This window comes from Variovorax sp. GW823-FHT04B03, assembly GCF_058796495.1.
In genome coordinates this window covers 94210-114494 of the sequence record NZ_JBXAIT010000003.1, presented here as the reverse complement: position 1 = coordinate 114494, position 20285 = coordinate 94210, and the positions used below count along the sequence as shown (strand labels likewise).

Genomic DNA, 20285 nt, shown 5'->3' with positions numbered 1-20285 from the left:
CGTCATGGGGTATGCAACCGACGCCTCATGACACCTGCCTGAGCGACGAAGCGCTGGCCTGGGTCGTGCGCCTGAACCGCCTGCATGGCAGCGAGGCCGAGGCACAGGCGCTTGCGGGCTGGTGTGCACGCAGCGCGGCACATGCGCGGGCCTGGCGCGAGGCCTTCGCGCTGTGGCAGTTGCTGTTGCCCGCGGCCTGCCAGACCCGGCCGTTGCCTGCCCCTCGATTCCCGTCGATCGCCCGCGCGGCGAGCGACATCCATGTGTCCGTGCGCCGTCCGGGATCCCGGGCGGCGTTCGATCCCGCCGTTTCTCCCTTCGCGCCGTTTCGCTCCCGCTCATCATGGTCCTGAATCCGCACGCCCATTCTTCGCGCCGACGCGCCGTTTCGACCGAGGGCGAGCTGCGCCTCACGCCGCTGGCGCGTGCGCTGGCTCTGGCACTGGCCACCGCGGGTGCGATGGGCGTGGCCCAGGCACGGCAGGCCTTCAGCCCCGCCTGGTTCGCCGATAAGGGCGCGGCGCAGGCCGGGGCAGTCCAGAGCGGGCGCCTGCCGAACGGCATGCCGGCGTCGAGCCTCACGAACCCGGGGCTGCAACAGCAGCAGGCGAACGCGCAGCTGCAGCGTTCGATCAGCAACCTGAACCTCGCTGCGCAGGCCATCGCGGCGCAGCAGGCGGCCCAGGTGGCGGCGCGTGAAGCCGCACGCAACACGCCGTCGTCGGTGCCCGACGGTCTCACCGAAGGCGGGCTCGCGGTCGACACCAACAGCCTCACGGCCGGCTGGCACAACGCCAACAGACCCGAGCAGACGCCGTCGGCGGATGGCCGCACGCACGTGGCGATCCAGCAGACCGGCGACCGCGCGGTGCTGAACTGGGAGACCTTCAACGTCGGTCGCAACACCACGGTCGAGTTCCGCCAGCAGGCCGACTGGGCCGCGCTCAACCGCGTGAACGACCCGAAGGCCAGGCCGTCGCAGATCCAGGGCCAGATCAAGGCCGACGGCACGGTGCTCATCGCCAACCGCAACGGCATCGTGTTCAGCGGCACGAGCCAGACCGACACGCGCAACCTCGTGGCGGCCGCCGCGCACATCAGCGACGACCAGTTCAAGGCGCGCGGCATCCACAGCGCCCGCGCGGGCGAAGGCTATGCGCCGAGCTTCACCGATGCACAGGGCGCGGTGAAGGTCGAGGCGGGCGCGCAGCTCACCACGCGCACGCCGGCCTCGGTGACGCAGGGCGGCGGCTACGTGCTGCTGATGGGCAAGGAGGTGCACAACGCCGGCACCGTCACCACGCCGCGCGGGCAGGTGCAGCTTGCGGCGGGCGACTTCTTCATCGTGCGGCCGGGGCAGGGCACGGCCGAGAACACCTTCTCGACCACGCGCGGCAACGAGGTCGCGCCGCAGTTCCTGCCCGACAGCACGGCGGGGCAGGTGAGCAACACCGGCCTGCTGCGCGCGCCTGAAGGCGACATCACGCTGGCCGGCCGAAAGGTGGTGCAGGACGGCGTGGCGCTGGCCACGACCACGGTCGACACGCGCGGCACGATCCATCTGCTGGCGTCGGCCGCCGATGCGAAGAGCAGCGTCACCGTCACCGGGCGTGCGCTGAACGCGGTGCTGCTCGACACGCAGGACGGCCGCACGGCGCTCGACAGCCAGCGCAGCGCACTCATCAACGAGTCGGCCAGGCAGGACGTGCTGCGCCGGAGCGCCGCACTGGGCGCGTTCGACAACCTCTCGCAGCTCAACGACCGGCGCGACCTGTCGCGCATCGAGATCGTCTCGGGCGGCGGCGTGCTGTTCGAAGGCGCGTCGACCACGCTCGCCACCGGCGGCCAGATCGCGGTGAGCGCGGGCCGCCAGGGCGGGCGCAGCACCGTGGCCGACGGCGCGCGGCTCGACGTGTCGGGCGCCGTGGGCGTGCGGGTGGCCATGGCCTCGAACAACGTCGAGATCAACATCCAGGGCAACGAGCAGCGCGACGCACCGGTCAACCGCGACACCACGATGCTCAACAACAGCAACGTGTGGATCGACCGGCGCAAGCTCACGCGCGTGGCCGCGGGCACCGGCGGCTACGACGGCGAGCGCTGGTACACGGCGGGCGGCCTGCTGGAGGTGGGCGGCTACCTGGGCCTGCAGGGCCACGGCATCGGCGAATGGGCGGCGCAGGGCGGCCACGTGGTCTTCACGGGTGCCGAGGTGGTGACGCAGGCGGGCTCGAACATCAACCTCTCGGGCGGCACGCTGGACGTGCAGACCGGCGTGATCCGTCAGAGCTGGCTCAAGGGCCGCGACGGGCGGCTGTACGAGGCGTCGAGCGCGCCGGCCGACATCGTCTACACCGGCGTCTACAAGGGCTTCGAAGACGAACACAAGCGCTGGGGCGACAAGACCACGGGCTACTTCTACAACCCGCTGATCGGCCCGCAGCAACGGCTCGAGAACGGCTACACGGTGGGCCGCGACGCGGGCCGCCTCGAAGTGGCGACGGGCGCGGCGGTGCTGCGCGGCGACATCACGGCCACCGCCTACCAAGGGCCGGGGCAGGGCACGAAGAGCGACGCGGCACTCGACGGCTACGCGCAGTCGCACGCTGCGGCGGCCCGCGCGGGCCAGCTCACGCTCGGCAACGACCAGATCGTCGGCTTCAACGACGACCCCGCGAAAGGTGCGGTGGGCATCTTTCGCCAGCTGGTGCCGACGCTCGATCGCATCGTGTTCGCGGACGATGCGGCGGGCGCCGACACGGCCAGGCTCGGGGCCGGCGACCCGCTGCCCGCCGCCGACAAGGAAGCGCTGCGCCTGGACAGCCGGCAGCTCAGCGGCTTCGGCCTGGGCGCGCTCGTGGCCGTGGCCGGCAAGGAGATCGCGGTGGACGGCGCGCTGGGCGTGGCACCGGGCGGGCGCATCGCGCTGCACGCGACGACGGTGGCGGTGCGCGGCGACCTGACGGCGCGCGGCGGCCAGATCATGCTGGGCAACGTGGTGCGCAGCGCCACCAACGTCGGGGGACCGGGCGATGTCAACCTGCCGCTGGCCGAGGGCACGCTGCCCGAGGCCATCGGCGTGCGCGTCGCGCCCGGCGTGACGCTCGATGCGCGCGGGCTGTGGAGCAACCTGCAGATGGACCCGTCGGGCAGCAGCGGCCTGCCGTACCTCGACGGCGGCGCGGTGCGCATCCGCACGACGGGCGCGATCGACCTGGCTGCGGGTTCGCTGATCGATGTGTCGTCGGGCGGTGCGGTGCTGGCCAACGGCAAGACACGCGGCGGGCGCGGCGGCGATGTGGACCTGCTGGCGGACAGCCATGCCACGGTGGCGACCCACGGCCTGTTGCATGCGGGTGGCGACATCCGGGGCTACGGCGTGAGCGGTGGCGGCACCTTGCGGATGGCGTCAGGCACGGGCGTGGTGATCGGTGGCGAGGCGCTCGGCGAGCGCGCGGCCACTGACCTGATCCTGCTGGAGGACTACAAGGTGGTCGCGGGCAGCATCCTGCCGGTTGATTACCAGTACGAGCGCACCCGCGCGCGCCCCGGGGAAGCGATGGGGTCGGCGCCGCTCTTTCTCGACAACGACACGAACGCCGTCACCATCGCCGCGGACTGGGTGCTGCCTCGCAGCGCCGCCGCGGTCGCGTTCAGCGTCCAGGCGATCGTGAACGGTTCGATCCAGCGCTTCAGGTCGTACTCCGGGGGCGATCCCCGGGAACCCCAGACGGTGCCTGCAGGGGCGAAGATCGTCGGAATGATCGGCCCCGAGGGCTTCCCCATCGACTACGTCGTTTCGGCTGCGATCTTTCCGAACGGAGTCGGTGTGCAAGGACGCATGGTCACCGTCCCCACGGGCCAGGTGGCCCCTGCCGACTTCATCGTTGCGAGCGGCACGCGGGTGGCGGCCGGTACGGTGTTCGACCGACCCGTCACGGCCCTGGCGCAGATCGGTATCGACAGCGGCATCTTCCAGTCGGGCTTCTCGCGCTACGACATCAACGGACACCTCGGGATGGTCGTGGCCGACGGCGCGAAGCTCGACGTGCGCATGCCGGTCTACCGCTTTGCGCCCGACGCGAAGACCGTTGCAGGCGGCAGCGAGCCCGATCGCGCGCTGGCGCCGTGGATGCCGCCGCTGTGGACCGAAGACCCGGTGCGCGGTGTGCTCGCGCAGCGCGGCGGTGCGAGCCTGCAGTTGCATGCGGCCGTCGACAGTGGTGTTGCCACGGTGTCGCGGGCGCCGGTCGATGTGCGCCCGGGGGCCGAAATTACGGTCGACCCGGCCCAGTCCATCAGCCTGCGCGGCCGGGAGATCACGGTCGACGGCCTGCTGCGCGCGCCGGGCGGCACTATCAGCGTGGAGGGCAGCGGATTGCCCGGCAGTGGACAGACGGGCAGTCCGGGCCAGCCCGGGCTGGTGTGGATCGGCGAGCGCGCCGTGCTCGACACCTCGGCGCGGGCCGCGGTGGCGCACGACAACTTCGGTCGGGCCTACGGCCAGGTGCCCGATGGCGGCACGATCCGCATCGGTGGCGCATTCGATTGGGAGCAGGGCAGCAGGACCCGGGCGCCCGAAGCCTTCGTCGTGGTTCGACCGGGCGCGCTGCTCGATGCGTCGGGCACGCGCGCGGACCTCGATCCCGGCGCGGGCGGGCCGCGCGGCATGACCTCGCCGGTGCCGGTGGCGAGCAATGGCGGCACCATCGTCCTCTCGTCGAGCCAGGGCCTCTACCTGGACGGCACGCTGCGTGCGGCGGCGGGCGGCGCGGGCGCTGCAGGTGGCACGCTGGCCGTTGCGCTCGAATCGGCGGTCTATCCGGGCGCGCTCACCACGGGCGAACTGCTGCGGCACCGCGAGATGGTGCTGGCCCAGACGCAAGGCGACAGCCCGCTCGCGACGGCGACCTCGCGGTTCGACGCACGACAACTTCTGCGCACAGGTACGGGCCGGATCGGCGTGGATCGCATCGAGGCCGGGGGCTTCGACAACCTGTCGCTGCTGGTTCACGGACCGTTGAGCTTCGACGGCAGCGTCACGCTGAACCTGGGACAAAGCCTGCGCTTCTACGCGGCGTCCTATGCCCACAGCGAGACGGCCGCAGCGGGTACATCGGTGTCGCTGAGCGCACCGTATGTGCGGCTTGCGGGTGTGCGCAGACCCCCCGCCCCCATCGAGATGCCAGAGGGCTCGGTCATGCCCGAAGCCGGCTGGGCACAAGGCCCCTCCACCCAGGCGGGCGATGGCACCTTCGCTGTCTCTGCCGACCTGATCGACGTGCGCGACCGGGTCGGCTTCGGCGCTCACGCCGACGTCAACCTGGGCACGGCACGCTACACGGTGGATCGGCGCGGCTTCGGCGACGTCGAGATCAGCAGCCGGGGCGACATCCGCCTGCTGGGCGGCGGCCAGAGCGAGGGGCTCTCGAGCGAGTCCACCACCGAGTTGTCGACCAGCGGCCGGATGACGCTGACTGCCGCGCAGGTTTATCCGGCGACAGGTGTTGGGGCCCAGATCCTGGCCGGCGTGATGCCACGAGACCCCGCCTCCGGCGAGGCACCGCGCTTTGCCGAGGGCAGTGTGCTGGCGATCCGCCGCCAGGGCGATGGCGAGGTCGCGATGCCGTACTCGGCGTTCGGCAGCCTGAGGCTCGGCGCCGAGACCATCGAGCAGGGCGGCATCGTGCGCGCGCCGCTGGGGCGCCTGCTGCTGGGCTCCAACACCAACAGCGGTGAAGTGGCCGAGCGGGTGACGCTGCTCGCAGGCAGCGAAACCTCGGTGAGCGGTGCGGGTCTGCAGATGCCCTATGGCGGCACGGTCGACGGCCTGATCTATCGCTACGGCGGGCTGGCCGTGACACAGGACGCAGCGGGCGGCATGGTCGGTGCAGCCATCGTCGGGCGCGGCATCGGCTTCAACGCCCGCCATGTCGACGCGCAGGCCGGCTCGCTGCTCGACCTGTCCGGCGGCGGCACGCTGTCGGGCGCGGGCTTCACCACCGGCCGGGGCGGCTCGGTCGACGTGCTGGCCACGCCGCTCGCCAACGCGAACCCCTTCAACGCCTACAGCGACCGCAGCAGCGGCGTGTACGCCATCGTCCCCGGCAGCGCGGCCAGCTATGCGCCGGTGGCGCCCGAGGCGGGCTTCGGCACACCGGCGGTGGGGCAGCAGGTCACCCTTCCGGCCGGCGTGCCCGGCCTTCCGGCCGGGACCTACACGCTGATGCCCTCGACCTATGCGTTGCTGCCCGGCGCCTTCCGCGTGGAGATCGGCGCGGGCGACCGCATCGGCCTGGCGGGCGTGACCGGGGTGGGCAACGGCTCGTATGTCGCGCCCGGCTACCTGGGCGTGGCCCATACCGCGATTCGCGAGACGCTGCCGAACCGCCTGGTGCTCACGCCGGGCACGCAGGTGCGCGCGCATTCGAGCTACCGCGAGACCGACTACAACACGTTCATGCGCGCGGACGCGGCGCGCCAGGGTTTTGCGCGCGGCATGCTCACGGTCGACGCGAAGACGCTGGACGTCTTCCTGGCCAAGCCCACCGACACCGACACGAACCGCCTGGGTTTCACCTTCGACGGCCAGGTGCGCCTGGACGCGGCGCCCGGCACCGACGGCTTCGGCGGCACGGTGAACGTGCGCGGGCTGGGCGAGGTGCTGGCCGAAGGGCAGACTGCCGCCACCGGCCTGGCCGGTTCGTCGGTGCGGGCCGACGAACTCAGCAAGCTGCATGCACCACGGTTGGTGCTCAATGGAGGCATCTTCGTCGAGTACGGCCAGAAAGGACGACTGGCCACGATCGGCGGCGACGGCAGCCTGGTGGTGCGCAGCGGCGCGCGCCTGTCGGCGGGCGACATCGTGCTGGCGAGCAGTCCCGGCTTCGTGGGTGAGCAGCAGATCGTCATCGAGGAAGGCGCCTCGCTCAGCACCCTGGGCCAGAAGGCGTCGGGTTTCGACTCGAGCGCGGGCTATGTGTTCACGGGCATGTCGGTGCTGGCGCTGTCGAACGGCTGGTTGAACCTGCAATTGGGTACGCCGCCGGCCGATGTGCCGTATTCCGTCGGCCTCCATGTCGGCCAGTGCGTGACAGCCTCGTGCAGCGGCACCACGCAGCTGGTGTCCGAGGGCACGCTGGCCATCGCCACGAACGGTGCGCTGACGCTGGCCGACAACGTGTCCTACGGCACGCGCAACCTGTCGCTCGCGGTGGCGGCGGTCAACCTCGGCGAGGACGCCGCCATTGCCACCGCAGGCGCCAACGGCCGCCTGCCGCTGGGCTTGGCGCTGAACCAGGCGCGGCTGGACCGCCTGCTGGCGGGCAACACCGCCATCGGCGCGCCGGCGCTCGAGACTTTGATCTTCAACGCGCGCGACGCCGTGAACATCTTCGGCGCCGTGAAGCTCGACGCCAGCGGCCTCGACCGGCTGGTGTTCGGCACGCCGGCCATCCATGGCTATGGCGCGGCGGGCGACGTGGCAGCCATCCGGGCGGGCGAGTTCGTCTGGTCCGGCTCCGATGCCGTGCCCGGCGCGGCCATGGCCGACCTGCTGGGCGCGGGCACGCTCGACATCGGCGCCCGCACCATCGTGCTGGGCCACGGCCCGTATGCACAGCCCAGCGGCCAGGCCACCGATGCGCGTCTGGCGCTGGGCTTTGCCGACGTGAAGCTGAACGCCAGCGAGCGTGTCACTTCGAGCGGTCGCGGCACGCTGGCGGTGCACCAGCGCCAGGGCGCCTACACGCCGGGCGAGGGCTATGCCTACGAAGGCGGCAACCTCGCGGTGGTGGCGCCGGTGCTCACGGGGCAGGCGGCCTCGACGATGCGGATCACCGCGGGCGGCGACATCACCGTGGCCGTGCCCGAAGGCGTGGCACCGGGCACGAGCGACGCGCTGGGCGCGACACTGGAACTCAGGGGGAAGCGCGTCGGGCTGGAGGGCAGCATCGTGCTGCCCTCCGGCCGGCTGGTGCTGGCGGCGACCGACAACGTCACGCTCGGCACGGCCTCGCGCATCGACCTGTCGGGTCGCACCGTGACGCTGTTCGAGGTGGCGAAGGACAGCGCCGGCGGCGAGCTGCTGATGACCAGCGCGGCCGGCCACATCACGCAGGCGGCGGGCGGCCTCATCGACGTGTCGGCGCGCCGCCAGCGCGGCGGCACGATCGAGGCCGTGGCGCTGGGCGAGGGCGCCGGCCATGTCACGCTGGACGGCGCGCTGCGCGGCGCCACCAGCGGCAGCTACGACGCGGGCGGCACGCTGGTGCCCTACGACGCGGGCGAGTTGACCGTGCGCGCCCGGACCCTGTCCGACTTCGCGGGCCTGAACCTGCGGCTCAACGAAGGCGGCGTGTTCGGCGCGCGGCGTTTCCAGATCAAGCAGGGCGACCTCGTGGTGGGCGACGGCGTGAAGGCGCGCGAGGTGTCCATTGCGCTGGACGGCGGCAGCCTGCGCGTGGACGGCCGCATCGACGCGAGCGGCGTGCAGGTCGGTTCCATCCGGCTGGCCGCGGCGGGCGACCTGCGTGTGAACGGCACGCTCGATGCGCACGGCACCGGCCTGCGCGTGGACAGTGTGGGCCGCATCATCGACAGCCCGAACCGCGCCGTGGTCGACCTCACGAGCCGCGACGGCACGCTCACGCTGGGCAACGGCGCACGCATCGACCTGCGCGCCGGCACCGACGTGGCCATGGGCACCCGCGCCGGGCAGAACGACGGCCGCGCGCGCGGCACGCTCGACCTCAATGCACCACGCATCGGCGCGGACGACGTGGCCGTGGCGGTCGAGGGCACGCCCGCCATTGCGGGCGCGAAGACCGTCGCGGTGAATGCCTTCCGCACCTACGACGACGCGCCGCTGGCCACGACGCCCGACGTGACGGGCCACCGGCCGCAACTGATCACGCAGGATTTCCTCATCGAGATCGACCGCCACAGCGTCGACTTCATCAACAAGGCGCTGGGCAACGCCTCGCTGTCGGCGCGCCTCGCAGGCCTGGGCAGCTACCACCTGCGCCCGGGCGTGGAGATCGTGAGCGACCGACTGAACAACCCGAACGGCGACCTCACGGTGGACGGCGACCTCGACCTGTCGGGCTACCGCTATGGCCCCTCGGCCGACCGCAGCGATCCGGCACGGCGGGGCTTCGGCGAACCCGGCAAGCTGGTGATCCGCGCGGCCGGCGCACTCAACGTACACGGCAGCATCAACGACGGCTTCGCGCCGCCGCCGGCCACGCCGGACGACGTGGGCTGGATGCTCGCCGAAGGGCGCTACGCCGGCGGCGACGTCGTCGTGCCCATCGACGGCGTGACGCTCGACACCGGCACCCGCTTCCCCGCGGGCGCCACCCTCAACTACAGCGTGGCCGTGAACCCCGCCACGCTGCCCGCCGGCACGGTGCTGCCCGTGGACGCGGTGCTGCAAGCGCCGTGGAGCCTGCCGGCCGGCACCGTGGTCGCGGCCAACATCTACGGCCCCGATGGCTCACTGGCCCATGCCGCCGGCGCGGTGCTGGCGACCGCCGTGACGCTGCCGCCCCAGACGCGGCTGAGCGCCGGCACGGCGTTGCGCTCGCCGGCCTCGGTGGGCGCGTTGACCTGGCCCAAGGGCGTGGAGCTGCCGGTGGAGATGACCATGGCCGGCCCGCTGCAGCTCGCGCGCGGCGCGCTGATTCCGTCGAACACCTCGCTGGAACTGCCCGGCAACACGCCGGTGCAGCTGCGGCCCACGGGCGACGGCGGCGTGCAGGGGCGCAACTGGGCGATCGCCCCGATGCTCGGCGAAGGCGCCACTTCGTGGGACCTGCAGCTGGTGGCGGGCGCCGACCTCGGCGCAGCCGACCGCCGGGCCACGCGGCCGGATTCGCGCGCGGCGCTGCAACTGGCCGACGCGCACAGCGTGCTGAAGTTCACGATCCAAACGCCCGGTGGCATGGTCTGGGCGCCGGGCAACTGGTTCGGCCATCCACCCGGCACACCGGTATCACCCGATGAACTTTTCTGGTGCGACGTCAGTGCAGAGCAATGCATGCCCGGCGGCGGTGGCGATCCGGTCGCCATCGGCTCGCCGAGCACCACCGTCGCCTTCAGCGTGCTGCGCACCGGCACCGGCGACCTCGAACTGCTGGCGGCAGGCGACCTGCGGATGCGTTCGCCCTTCGGCGTGTACACGGCCGGCACGGCCACCGCGACCGAGGCGGACCACAACCGCCCGCGCGGCAGCGGCTCCGACGGCCTGCTGGGGCCGCAGTCGCCGCTGACCGACTACAACGGTGCGCTCTCGGCCTACCGCGCGTGGTACCCCGACCAGGGCGGCAACCTGCTGATCGCGGCGGGCGGCGACCTTGTGGGCCACATCGTCTCCAATGAACGATCGAGCGTGCTGGCCGGCAACTGGCTCTGGCGGCAAGGCTCGGGCACGGCGGGCATCGACAGCCCGATCCCGGGCGCATGGTGGATCAACTTCGGCGCCTACATCGGCGGTGCCGTCGTGCCCGGTGCGTTCACGGAGCCGACGCTGGCCGGCTTCACCGGCTTCGGCACGCTGGGCGGCGGCAACCTGAGCGTGCGCGTGGGCGGTGATGCGGGGGCCATCGCACCGCGCACGCCGCAGCCACTGGTGAACTCGCAGGACAGACCCAGCAGCGGCGGGCTCGTGCTCGCCGTGGCGAGCACCGGCCGCGTCGGCGCGGACGGTGCGCTGACCCTCACGGGCGGCGGCGACATCGACATGCGCGTGGCCGGCGCCCTGAACCCGCACCGCGCGCTCAACGGGGCCGCGGAGAACCTCGTGCTCACCGGCGCCATCGCCAACCTGCGCGGCAGCACCGACGTGCGCGCGGCGTCGATCGGCAGCCTGGGCCTGCAGTACCTGTCGAGCAACTTCAACCTGAGCGACCCGATCGACACACGCGCCATCGATCCCTTCAACCCGACCTTTGCCGATGCGCGCGGCGGCATCAACCTGCTGCCGGGTGACGCGACGATGCGCCTGAGCACGCGCGGCGACCTCGTGCTCGGTGCCGCGGCAGACCCCGGGCGCGTGCCCACGCCCAACGGCTCCGCGTTCAGTGTCGGCGGCACCGGCTACGACGGAGGCGGGCAGGGCTGGTTCAGCCTGTGGAGCGACCGCAGCGCGATCGACTTGCTGTCGGCGGGTGGGCACCTGACGCCCGTGATGGCACGCCGGGACAGCGCCGACTCGACACTGAAGACCACCTCGCCGGACGCATGGATCGTCTATCCGGGCATCTTTCACGCCGCCGCGTTGACGGGGAACATCTACGCCGGCTATGCGGCGCTGCCGCAAGCACGGTACTACCCTGTGGCACTGAGCTACGGGCTGACCCTGGCGCCTTCCGCACGCGGCGAATTCGAGATGCTGTCGGGCGGTTCGATCTACGCGGGCCAACTCGGCATGGGCATGTCGGGCACCGGCACGCCGCTGCCGACGCCGTTCAATCCGGCGTTTTTTGCCGAGTTCGACGCGCAGGGGGTTAAGCAGTTCGTCACCAACGCCTCGCCCACGGGGACGGCCATTTCCGGCTCCCAGTTCTTCGGGCCTTCGCTGTTCGCTTTCGGCCCGAACACGGCAGCGCAGCCGCTGGCCCGTGACGCCGCTGCGCCGCCCGTTCGCTTCTATGCGGCCAGCGGCGACATCGTCGGCCTGCGCACCGGCGAGACGCTGACCCTGCCCGACGGCAGCGCGACCTGGTACCACGCCGCGGGCCCGATCTGGATCAAGGCCGGCCGGGACATCGTCAACACCGGCGATGCGCCGGGCACGTTCTGGGTGGAGCGTCCGAGCGAGCTCCAGAGCACAGCCTCACGCGGCAACCTCATCGTCCACCAGCAGCCCTCCGACGTCTCGGTGATCTCCGCGGGCCGCGACATCCTCTACGCCAACGTCGACATCGCCGGCCCCGGCACGCTCGAAGTCTCGGCGGGCCGGCACCTGCGGCAGGAAGACCGCGGCGGCATCACCTCGATCGGCCCCATCGTGCCCGGCGACACACGGCCCGGCGCCTCGGTGGCGCTCATGGCCGGCGTGGGCGCGCAGGCGGCGACGCAGGGGCTGGACATGGCGCCGATTCGCGCGCGCTACCTCGACCCGTCGAACCGCGCCGAAACCGGCACGCCGCTGGCGCAGCAGCCGGGCAAGGCCGCGAAGACCTACGAGGCCGAGCTGGCCGCCTGGCTGAAAGCGCGCTACGGCTTCGACGCCGGCACCACCGCGCAGGCGCTCGCGTACTTCGACGCACTGGCCCCGGCGCAGCAGCGCATCTTCCTGCGCGAGGTGTACTACGCCGAGCTGCGCGAAGGCGGGCGCGAGTACAACGACGCGGACGGTCCGCGCCAGGGCAGCTACCTGCGTGGGCGCGAGATGATCGCCGCGCTGTTCCCGATGCGCGCGGCGCTCGACGGCGACATCACCATGTACGGCGGCTCGGGCGTGCGCACGCAGTTCGGCGGCGACATCGACATGCTCGCGCCGGGCGGCAGCATCATCCTGGGCGTGCAGGGCGCGGTGCCGCCGGCCACCTCGGGCGTGCTGACGCAGGGGCAGGGCAACATCCGCTTCTTCAGCGAGGGCAGCCTGCTGCTCGGGCTGTCGCGCATCATGACCACCTTCGGCGGCGACATCCTCGCGTGGTCGGAGAAGGGCGACATCAACGCCGGGCGCGGCGCCAAGACCACGGTGGTGTTCACGCCGCCCAAGCGCGTGTACGACAACGTCGGCAACGTCGAGGTGTCGCCGCAGGCCCCGAGCTCGGGCGCGGGCATCGCGACGCTGGCGCCCATCGCCGAAGTGCCGCCGGGCGACGTCGACCTGATCGCGCCGCTGGGCACCATCGACGCGGGCGAGGCGGGCATCCGCGTGTCGGGCAACGTCAACGTGGCCGCGCTGCAGGTGGTGAATGCGGCCAACATCCAGGTCAAGGGCGAATCGGCCGGCCTGCCGGTGGTGGCCTCGGTGAACGTGGGCGCGCTGACCAACGCCAGCGCCGCCGCCGCACAGGCCGGCATGGCCGCGCAGGACGCGATGCAGCGCGAACGCGCGGCGGCGCGCCAGGCGCTGCCGTCGGTGTTCACGGTGCGCGTGCTGGGCTTCGGCAACGAGCCGGTCAGTGGAACCGGAAGCAACGGCGCACAGGCGCCGGTCGACAGCGCCAAGGCCGCCACGACCGCCGCCAACTACAACCCGCGCAGCGTGATCCGCGTGCTCGGCGGCGGTGGCAGCCTGCCGCCGGCGATGAGCCGGCAACTGACGGACGAGGAGCGCGCCAACCTGCAACGCTGAACGCCCCGTCGAGCCCGCGCCCCGGCCGACGGGCGCCCGTGTTCCTTCCCTTGTTGTCCCAGGCCTGGCCGTTGCCGCCACCGGAGAGTCCGGGTGCGGCGCGGCGGGCGCTCAGCGAAACCGACCATGACTCCCCATCCTCACGCCTTGCGACGCGCCCCGGACCGGTTCTCCTCGATGCGGCCTTCGGTCTGGCGCCTGATCGACGACCGGGTTGCGCTGCCTGCACTGCGCCCGGCCCCGCGCCCGGTGCCAGCGCCGACGCCGGGTGTGCAGCTGCAGCAGCACCTCGTGGCGCAGTACGCGCCGCTGCAACGGCGCCTCGAACGGCAGCTCGGCTGCGCGGACCTGGCCAGCGAATGCCTGCACGAGGCCTGGCTGCGGCTGGGCGAATGCACGCTGCAGGAGGTGCCTGCCAACCCCGACGCCTACGTGTACCGCGTGGCCTCCAACCTCGCGATGGACCGCATCCGCGCACGCAAGCGCTGGCAGGGCGTGAGCGCGGAAGGCGCCGACCTCGAGGCGATGGCCGACCCGCGCCCCGGCCCGGCGCAGATCGCGCAGGCCCGCTCGGACGTCGCCGCCGTCGACCGCGCCATGGCGCGCCTGCCGCAGCGCCATCGTTCGGTGCTGCTGGCGCTGCGCTGGCACGAGATGTCGCGCCAGGACGTGGCCCGTCGCCAGGGCACGACGGCGCGGCGGGTCGACACCACGCTGCGGCAGGCGCTGGCCGAATTGCGCCGCGACGGCGCGGCAACGTGAAGGGAGCGAACGAGATGAAGTGGATGTCGCCGTTGCGGGTCACCATGCAGGAGCTCGACGCCCGGCTCTCGAAGATCGTCGAGCGCGCGCGCGAAGGCCCGGTGGCGGTCAACCGCTACGGCTCGCCCTGGGTCTGGATCGTGAGCCACCAGGCCTGGGTGCAGGCCGACAACCTGCGCGCGCTGGTGCCGCAGAGCCATCCGCTGGTGGCACTGCGCGACCAGGTGGAAGACACGCTGCGCTGCGAACGCACGCTGCTGGCCGAACTGGAGCGCCAGCACGGCGGCACGGTCGATGCCGCGACGCTGTTCAAGAGCCTGATGCTGCAGATCATCTATTCGCTCGAAGACGCGCAGAAGGTGCACGAGAGCCTGGCCTACAACATGCTCTTTCGCTGGTTCGTGGGCTTCGAGCGCTTTGCCGACGAGCTGCCCGCGCGCGCGGCCTTTGCGCGCGAGCTCGAAGCCTTCGGCGGCGATCCGCGCGCGGTGCGCGTGGTGACGCGGGCGCTGTCGGGCGCCTTTTTGCCGGAGTCGGGCGATGGCGATTTCCGCGTCAACCGCGGGCTGCTGCACGCGCTGTCGAACTGGGCCTCGGCGCCGGATGCGCGCCCGCGCGAAACGGCGCCCTGAGCGCCGCGAAGGTTCAGGGCCCGGCCCGCACGATGCCGGGCGCCGTGGGCAGCACCGGCGCGGCGATGCGCAGCGAGGTGCCGGCCTTGTCGACCATCACCGCATCGGCCTCGATGCCCGCGAGCGTGAGCGCGCGGCCCAGCGCATCGCCGACCCGGTAGGGCTGCGGCGCGCCGTCGTTCACCGACAGCACGGCCACGCCGGCCTGGCCCGCGCCCTTGATCAACCCCTTGACCGCGATGTTCGCGCGGACCTCGCCGGGCCCGAACCAGGCCGCGAGGGCATCGGCCGTGGGATCGGCGACGACGGCCTGCGCGGGCGCGGTTCGCACTTGCGGGGCAGAAGGTGTGAGCAGCCGGCCCCAGGTCACGACACCGGCCACGACCAGCGACAGGCCCGCGGCATGAACGAGAAGGCGGGCGGAAGGTGGTGTGAAAGGGCGCATGGTGAAGGGCGGTCAGCGGGCCGCGAGGGCGGCGGGCACCCCCTGTGTCTATCACGCGGGCGTTGGGGTTTCGTGTCAGCACGGCGTTTCATCGCGGCATCACGCAGCCTGCCTAGCATCGGCCGCATGGCGTGTTTCCAGGACGGGATGACGAGCGGCATGCGACCACGCACGGGCGGGGAGGGCGGCTTCTCGCTGATCGAACTCATGATCGTGCTGGTCATCGTCGGCATCGCCACCGCCGCGATCAGCCTGGGCATCGCGCCCGACCCCGCGCAGGAACTGCGGCGCGACGCGCGCGAGCTGGTGCGGCACCTGGCCGTGGCGCAGAACGAGGTGCGCGTGGACGGCCGCACGATCGCCTGGCAGGCCGATGCCGAGGGCTACCGCTTTGCGCGCGGCACCTGGGTGCAGCGCGGCGGCAGCGCGATCCCGCAGGTGACGACGCTCGGCGCGCTCGACACCTTCGCGGCGGACGACGAACTGCGTCCACGCGGCTGGCGCGTGGGGCCGGTCGAGGTCGTGCCGGCGGGGCCGGTCGTGCTCACGTCGGAGCCTGTGGGCGCCAGCTGGCAGCGCGAACTTCGGCATGGCGCGACCACGGTGACGGTGACGCGGGATGCGTCCGGGGCGTTTCATGTGCGCTAAGAACCGCGGCTTCACGCTGATCGAAATCTTGATTGCGTTGACCATCGTGAGCATTGCGTTGGCCGCGATCGTGCGCGCCTCGAGCCTCACCATCGGCAACCTCGGCCTGCTGGAGCGGCAGTCGCTGGCGATGCTGTCGGCGGGGAACCAATTGGCGGAGCTGCAGCTGGGCGGTGTGCCCGGGGCGCCGGGCGTGTCGCGCAGCGACTGCCCGCAGGGCGGCATCCGCTTCGTCTGCCGGCTGGAGGTGGGAACCGTGGTCGATGGCTTGCGGCCCGTGCGTGTGCAGGTCTACGCGGCCGACGACGAAGACCGCCTGCTGGCCACGCTGCACACGCGCAGCGCACCGCCATGAGGCCGATGCAGCGCGGCTTCACGCTGGTCGAGGTGATGATCGCCATCGCGCTCATGGCCGTGCTCGCCGTGATGGCCTGGCGCGGCCTGGACAGCGTGAGCCGTGCGAACGACCAGCTCGAAGACCGCACCGAGCGCGTGGCCCGGCTGCTGCGCGCGCTGGACCAATTCGAGCGCGACGTGGCCCTGCGCGCGACCACCGAGCTGCCGGCACCGGCGGCGGCATCGGCGAATCCGTCGGCCGCTATGCCGCTGCTGCCGGTGGCGATGCAGGCGCGTCAGCCGAACGGCGCGCCGTTCGTGGTCGAGATCGTGCGCACCGCACCGGCCGCGCCCGGGCAGTGGCAGCGCGTGCAGTGGTGGGTGCGCGGCGATGTGCTCTACCGCGCGGCGGGGCCGGTGTCGGCCGTGTTTCCGCTGCAGGCGCCACAGCCTGCGGACCGGGTGGCGGTGCTCGACGGGGTCGCTACCTTCCAGCTGCGCGCCTGGGAACCCGGCCTAGGCTGGCGCCGCCTGCCGGGCGTGGCGCCGGCGCGCGCACCGGCCACCGGGGTGGAGTTGCTGCTGGCGGTGTCGGCGGGCAACGACGCCGCGGCGCGGTCGTTCCGGCGCGTGCTGGCGTTCTGAACTGCGTCAGGCCTGCGGTGTGCGCAGCCGCGGCTCCCAGTCTTCGACGCGCCCCGCATCCACGCGCTTGCGAAACGTGGCACGCCAGCGCTCAGCCAAGGCGGGCAGGGCGACGGCCTGTTCCCATTCGGGGGCGAACCGCGCGTCGCGCGAGAACAGCAGGGCGATGAGGCGCGACAGCGGCCAGTCCGGGTGCGGGCGTTCCACGCGCGTGACCATCGCGCCGGCCCGCACCCAGCCGGGTTCGAGCACGCGGTAGTACCAGCCCGTGCAGCCGCGCGCCTGCATCTCGCGCGCCATGCCGGGCCTGCCGAAGTGCGCGTCGAGCTTCCAGCAGGGTTGCCGGCCCTGCGACACCTGCACCCGCGCATCGCCGAGCTGCACGATGTCGCCGATGCACACGGTCGATTCGTCCCAGCCCGTGGTCGAGATGTTCTCGCCGAAGGCGCCCGAGTGCGCCAGCTGTTCGGTGCAGTGACCGCCCGCCGCCCAGCCGGCGTAGTGCTCGCGCGGGTAGTGGTGCACGGCCTTCTCGACACCGCCGTGGATGCGCAGGTCGGCCTGCGCGTCGCCCTGCAAGCCGGTGGGCGACAGCCACAGTGCATCGGCCGTCGGCGTCTTGCGGATGCCGCTGCGTGTGCGGCCGTCGGGCAGCAAGGCCACGGGGCCGACCAGCAGCGCGTCGATGGGCAGGGCGGGTTGCGTCATGCGAGCTGAGCCAGCCAGGCGGTCAGCATGCGCGTCGCGGCATCGGAGCGCACGTCGGCCAGCTCGGCGCTGCGGGCGCGCAGCGCGGGGATGTCGATGCCGGCCGCGGCCAGTTCGTGGTGGTGCCCGATGAGCCAGGGCTCGATGCGCGCGGGGTCGGCCTCGGGGTGGAACTGCAGCGCGAGCGCATGGCGGCCGTGGCTGAAGGCCTGGTGCGGCGTGCGCGCGGTGCTTGCCAGAAGTTCGGCGCCGGGCGGCAGGTCGAAGGTGTCGCCGTGCCAATGCAGCACGGGTTCGCCGTCCAGCGCCGCGAGGCACGAGCTTCGGCCCGCCGCGCCCAGGTCGACCGGCGCCCAGCCGATCTCGGTGTGCCCCGACGGGTACACGCGCGCGCCGAGCGCGCGGGCCATGAGCTGCGCGCCCAGGCACAGGCCCAGCGTGGGCCGCTGCAGCGCCAGCCGTTCACGCAGGCCGGCGATCTCCTCGGCGAGCCAGGGGTAGGTCGCCGTGTCGTACGCCCCGATGGGGCCGCCGAGCACCAGCACGAGGTCGGCGTGGCGCCACTCGTCGACGCTGAGCGCGGACGGGCCCGCCTGCCGGTAGTCGATGGCGTTGCCGGCCTGGGTCAGCACGTTCGCGAAGCGCCCGAGGTCTTCGAAGGCGAGGTGTTGCAGGGCGATGCATGGCATGCGGCGAGTGTCCTTTCTTCTTTCAGGCGCGGCAGGCGGTGTCGTCGCAGGGGCCGTCTGGCGATGCATCGTCTGCAGGTTGGGCAATGAGGTGCGCAGACGCCTCCTCGGCCGCGAGCTGCCCGATGGCGGCGCCCAGCGCCATGTCGTCGAGCATGCCGAAGTGGCTCATGCGCAGGCGCCCCTGCCGGTCGACCAGCACCGTGCTCGGCGTGCCCTGCCACTGGTATTCGCGCATCGTGGCGGGAATGCCGCCGGTGGGCGAGGGCTGGTCGATGCCGATGGGAAAGCCCAGCCGGTACTCGCGCACGAAGGCGTCGAGCGCGGCGGGCGTCATGACGTCGTGGTGCTCGAACACCGAGTGCAGGCCGATCACCGCGACGTCTTTCTCGGCGAAGAGTTGCCGCGTCTTCTTCGCCTGCGGCAGGCCGTGCGACACGCAGGCCGGGCACAGCATCTGGAACGCATGCAGCACCACGACCCGGCCGCGCAGCGACGCGAGCGTGACGGGCGCATCGGTGTTGAGCCACTGCGCGACCTGCAGCTCGGGCGACTCGGGGCGTGGCCAGGCCATGTCAGGCCGCCTCGGTGCGCAGCTTCACCTGTGGGAAGTCCACCGGCACCTGGAACGCCACGTTCACGTAGTTGGTGAACAGGTTCAGCGCGACGTGGGCCAGGATCTCGACGATGTGCCGGTCGTCGAAGCCCACGGCGCGCAGGGCCTGCACGTCGGCGTCGCTCACCTGGCCGCGCGCATCGACGAGCTTGAGCGCAAAGCGCAGCGCCGCCGCGGTGCGCGGGTCGGCCGATTCGCCGGCCTGCGCGGTCGCCATGTCGGCGGCCGAGACGCCCGCCTTGCGGCCCAGCGCGGTGTGCGCCGCGAGGCAGTAGTGGCAGGCGTTGCGGTCGGCGACGGCCACGGCGATCTGCTCGCCGAGCTGCGCGGGAATGACGCCGCCGCCGAGCGCGCCGAACGATCCCCACAGGCTGCGCAGCGCCGCGGGCGAATTGGCGACGGCGCGGAACATGTTGGGCGTGGCGCCGAAGGCACCGTGGATCTGGGAGAGCAAGGACTGGGCGTCGCCGGTGGCGGCGGTGTCGGTGACGAGGTTGACGCGGGGCATGAAGACTTCCTTTCGGTGATGACGATGGGGGCAGTGTCTTCCGAAAATCCGTATGATTTGAACGCTTTAATCCATTCAACATACCTTTTCGTCCAATGCCGAGCGCAACACCGCCGCCGCCCATCGACAGGCTCTCGTCCCTGCTCGAGCGTTTCCGTGTCCGGGCCCACCTGTTCCACACGGGGCCGCTGTGCGGCGTGACGCACTTCGCGGCGAAAGAGGGGCGCAGCTTCCTGCATGTGATGCGGCGCGGCGAGATGGTGGTCACGCATTCGGCGCCGTCGGTGCGTTCGGCCGGCGTGCCGCGCAAGCTGGTCGTGAAGGAGCCCAGCCTGCTGTTCTACCCACGCCCGCTGGCGCACGACTTCCACAACGCGCCCACCGAAGGCTCGGATTTCGTCTGCGCCACGGTCGACTTCGACGGCGGCGAGGCGCACCCGCTGGTGCGCGCCTTGCCGCCCCTGGTGCGGCTACCGCTGCATGCGGTCGACGGCCTCGAAGCTTCGCTGGCGCTGCTGTTCGCGGAAACCGGGCGCGTGCTGTGCGGGCACCGGCTGCTGGCCGACCGGCTGTTCGAGGTGGTGCTGATCCAGCTGCTGCGCTGGCTGCTCGACCATCCGCAGGAGAGCGGCGTGCCCGCAGGTTTGTTGACCGGGCTGGGCGATCCGCAACTGGCGCGCGTGCTCGTCGCGCTGCACGAGCGACCGGGCGAGCCGTGGCCGCTCGAACAGATGGCCACCGAGGCCGGCATGTCGCGCAGCGCGTTCGCGGCGCGCTTCAAGGCGGTGGTGGGTGCGACGCCCGCCGACTACCTGGCGCAGTGGCGCCTGACGATCGCGCAGGCCGAGCTGCGCACGGGCGCGTCGGTCAAGGCGATTGCCGACAGCCTCGGCTACGCGAACGCTTCGGCGCTGTCGCGCCTGTTCGCGCAGAAGGTGGGCGTGTCGCCGCGCGAATGGCTCGCGCGGCAGTCTTCTTGAACGT

13 protein-coding genes are annotated in these 20285 nt (G+C 72.2%); 8 read left to right on the top strand and 5 right to left on the bottom strand.

What is annotated here, in order from left to right; all coding sequences use genetic code 11:
• Positions 1-11: 11 nt before the first annotated feature.
• From AC1RAD_RS13635 to AC1RAD_RS13620, 4 genes are all read left to right on the top strand, one after another.
• Positions 12-353, top strand: coding sequence for a FecR/PupR family sigma factor regulator (locus AC1RAD_RS13635; RefSeq protein WP_492735366.1), 342 nt, complete (start codon positions 12-14; stop codon positions 351-353).
• Entirely contained in the window at positions 344-13312 is a 12969-nt protein-coding gene (locus tag AC1RAD_RS13630) for a filamentous hemagglutinin family protein (RefSeq protein WP_492735364.1), read from the top strand. Before AC1RAD_RS13635 ends, AC1RAD_RS13630 begins: the two co-directional genes overlap by 10 nt.
• Before the next feature lie 126 nt (positions 13313-13438).
• Complete coding sequence (locus AC1RAD_RS13625; protein ID WP_492735362.1) at positions 13439-14074, top strand: RNA polymerase sigma factor; 636 nt, start codon at positions 13439-13441, stop codon at positions 14072-14074.
• Positions 14071-14706, top strand: coding sequence for a transposase (locus tag AC1RAD_RS13620; RefSeq protein WP_447743976.1), 636 nt, complete (start codon positions 14071-14073; stop codon positions 14704-14706). The genes AC1RAD_RS13625 and AC1RAD_RS13620 overlap by 4 nt, the downstream gene beginning before the upstream one ends.
• A gap of 13 nt (positions 14707-14719) precedes the next feature.
• Here AC1RAD_RS13620 and AC1RAD_RS13615 read toward each other — a convergent pair whose 3' ends face one another.
• Positions 14720-15151, bottom strand: coding sequence for a type II secretion system protein N (locus AC1RAD_RS13615; RefSeq protein WP_492735360.1), 432 nt, complete (start codon positions 15149-15151; stop codon positions 14720-14722).
• A gap of 159 nt (positions 15152-15310) precedes the next feature.
• On the opposite strand from AC1RAD_RS13615, the gene AC1RAD_RS13610 reads away from it, so the two are divergent.
• From AC1RAD_RS13610 to AC1RAD_RS13600, 3 genes are read left to right on the top strand one after another with little or no spacing between them, the layout of a single operon-like run.
• A complete protein-coding gene (locus tag AC1RAD_RS13610; RefSeq protein WP_492735359.1) occupies positions 15311-15799 on the top strand; it encodes a prepilin-type N-terminal cleavage/methylation domain-containing protein in 489 nt (162 codons plus the stop codon).
• A complete protein-coding gene (gene gspI, locus AC1RAD_RS13605) occupies positions 15789-16154 on the top strand; it encodes a type II secretion system minor pseudopilin GspI (protein WP_492735357.1) in 366 nt (121 codons plus the stop codon). The genes AC1RAD_RS13610 and gspI overlap by 11 nt, the downstream gene beginning before the upstream one ends.
• The gene (locus tag AC1RAD_RS13600; RefSeq protein WP_492735355.1) at positions 16151-16780 is read left to right on the top strand and encodes a type II secretion system protein GspJ; all 630 of its coding nucleotides are present in this window, start codon (positions 16151-16153) and stop codon (positions 16778-16780) included. Before gspI ends, AC1RAD_RS13600 begins: the two co-directional genes overlap by 4 nt.
• Positions 16781-16786: 6 nt before the next feature.
• Here the strand turns inward: AC1RAD_RS13600 and AC1RAD_RS13595 are convergent, their stop codons facing one another.
• From AC1RAD_RS13595 to AC1RAD_RS13580, 4 genes are read right to left on the bottom strand one after another with little or no spacing between them, the layout of a single operon-like run.
• Positions 16787-17488, bottom strand: a complete 702-nt coding sequence (locus AC1RAD_RS13595) for an MOSC domain-containing protein (RefSeq protein WP_492735353.1) — start codon at positions 17486-17488, stop codon at positions 16787-16789.
• The gene (locus AC1RAD_RS13590; protein WP_492735351.1) at positions 17485-18177 is read right to left on the bottom strand and encodes a glutamine amidotransferase; all 693 of its coding nucleotides are present in this window, start codon (positions 18175-18177) and stop codon (positions 17485-17487) included. Before AC1RAD_RS13590 ends, AC1RAD_RS13595 begins: the two co-directional genes overlap by 4 nt.
• 22 nt (positions 18178-18199) lie before the next feature.
• Positions 18200-18751 carry a redoxin family protein gene (locus AC1RAD_RS13585; RefSeq protein ID WP_492735349.1) on the bottom strand — a complete coding sequence of 184 codons (552 nt, stop codon included), beginning with the start codon at positions 18749-18751 and terminating at the stop codon, positions 18200-18202.
• 1 nt (position 18752) lies between these two features.
• Entirely contained in the window at positions 18753-19301 is a 549-nt protein-coding gene (locus AC1RAD_RS13580) for a carboxymuconolactone decarboxylase family protein (RefSeq protein ID WP_492735347.1), read from the bottom strand.
• A 95-nt stretch (positions 19302-19396) separates the two neighbouring features.
• Between AC1RAD_RS13580 and AC1RAD_RS13575 the strand changes: the two genes are divergently transcribed.
• A complete protein-coding gene (locus AC1RAD_RS13575; RefSeq protein ID WP_492735345.1) occupies positions 19397-20281 on the top strand; it encodes an AraC family transcriptional regulator in 885 nt (294 codons plus the stop codon).
• Positions 20282-20285: the final 4 nt, after the last annotated feature.

Bases quoted from the DNA above. Each gene is read 5' to 3' on its own strand.
- AC1RAD_RS13635 (WP_492735366.1), top strand. From the start codon at position 12: ATGCAACCGACGCCTCATGACACCTGCCTGAGCGACGAAGCGCTGGCC.
- AC1RAD_RS13630 (WP_492735364.1), top strand. From the start codon at position 344: ATGGTCCTGAATCCGCACGCCCATTCTTCGCGCCGACGCGCCGTTTCG.
- AC1RAD_RS13625 (WP_492735362.1), top strand. From the start codon at position 13,439: ATGACTCCCCATCCTCACGCCTTGCGACGCGCCCCGGACCGGTTCTCC.
- AC1RAD_RS13615 (WP_492735360.1), bottom strand. From the start codon at position 15,151: ATGCGCCCTTTCACACCACCTTCCGCCCGCCTTCTCGTTCATGCCGCG.
- AC1RAD_RS13610 (WP_492735359.1), top strand. From the start codon at position 15,311: ATGCGACCACGCACGGGCGGGGAGGGCGGCTTCTCGCTGATCGAACTC.
- gspI (WP_492735357.1), top strand. From the start codon at position 15,789: ATGTGCGCTAAGAACCGCGGCTTCACGCTGATCGAAATCTTGATTGCG.
- AC1RAD_RS13600 (WP_492735355.1), top strand. From the start codon at position 16,151: ATGAGGCCGATGCAGCGCGGCTTCACGCTGGTCGAGGTGATGATCGCC.
- AC1RAD_RS13595 (WP_492735353.1), bottom strand. From the start codon at position 17,488: ATGACGCAACCCGCCCTGCCCATCGACGCGCTGCTGGTCGGCCCCGTG.
- AC1RAD_RS13590 (WP_492735351.1), bottom strand. From the start codon at position 18,177: ATGCCATGCATCGCCCTGCAACACCTCGCCTTCGAAGACCTCGGGCGC.
- AC1RAD_RS13585 (WP_492735349.1), bottom strand. From the start codon at position 18,751: ATGGCCTGGCCACGCCCCGAGTCGCCCGAGCTGCAGGTCGCGCAGTGG.
- AC1RAD_RS13580 (WP_492735347.1), bottom strand. From the start codon at position 19,301: ATGCCCCGCGTCAACCTCGTCACCGACACCGCCGCCACCGGCGACGCC.
- AC1RAD_RS13575 (WP_492735345.1), top strand. From the start codon at position 19,397: ATGCCGAGCGCAACACCGCCGCCGCCCATCGACAGGCTCTCGTCCCTG.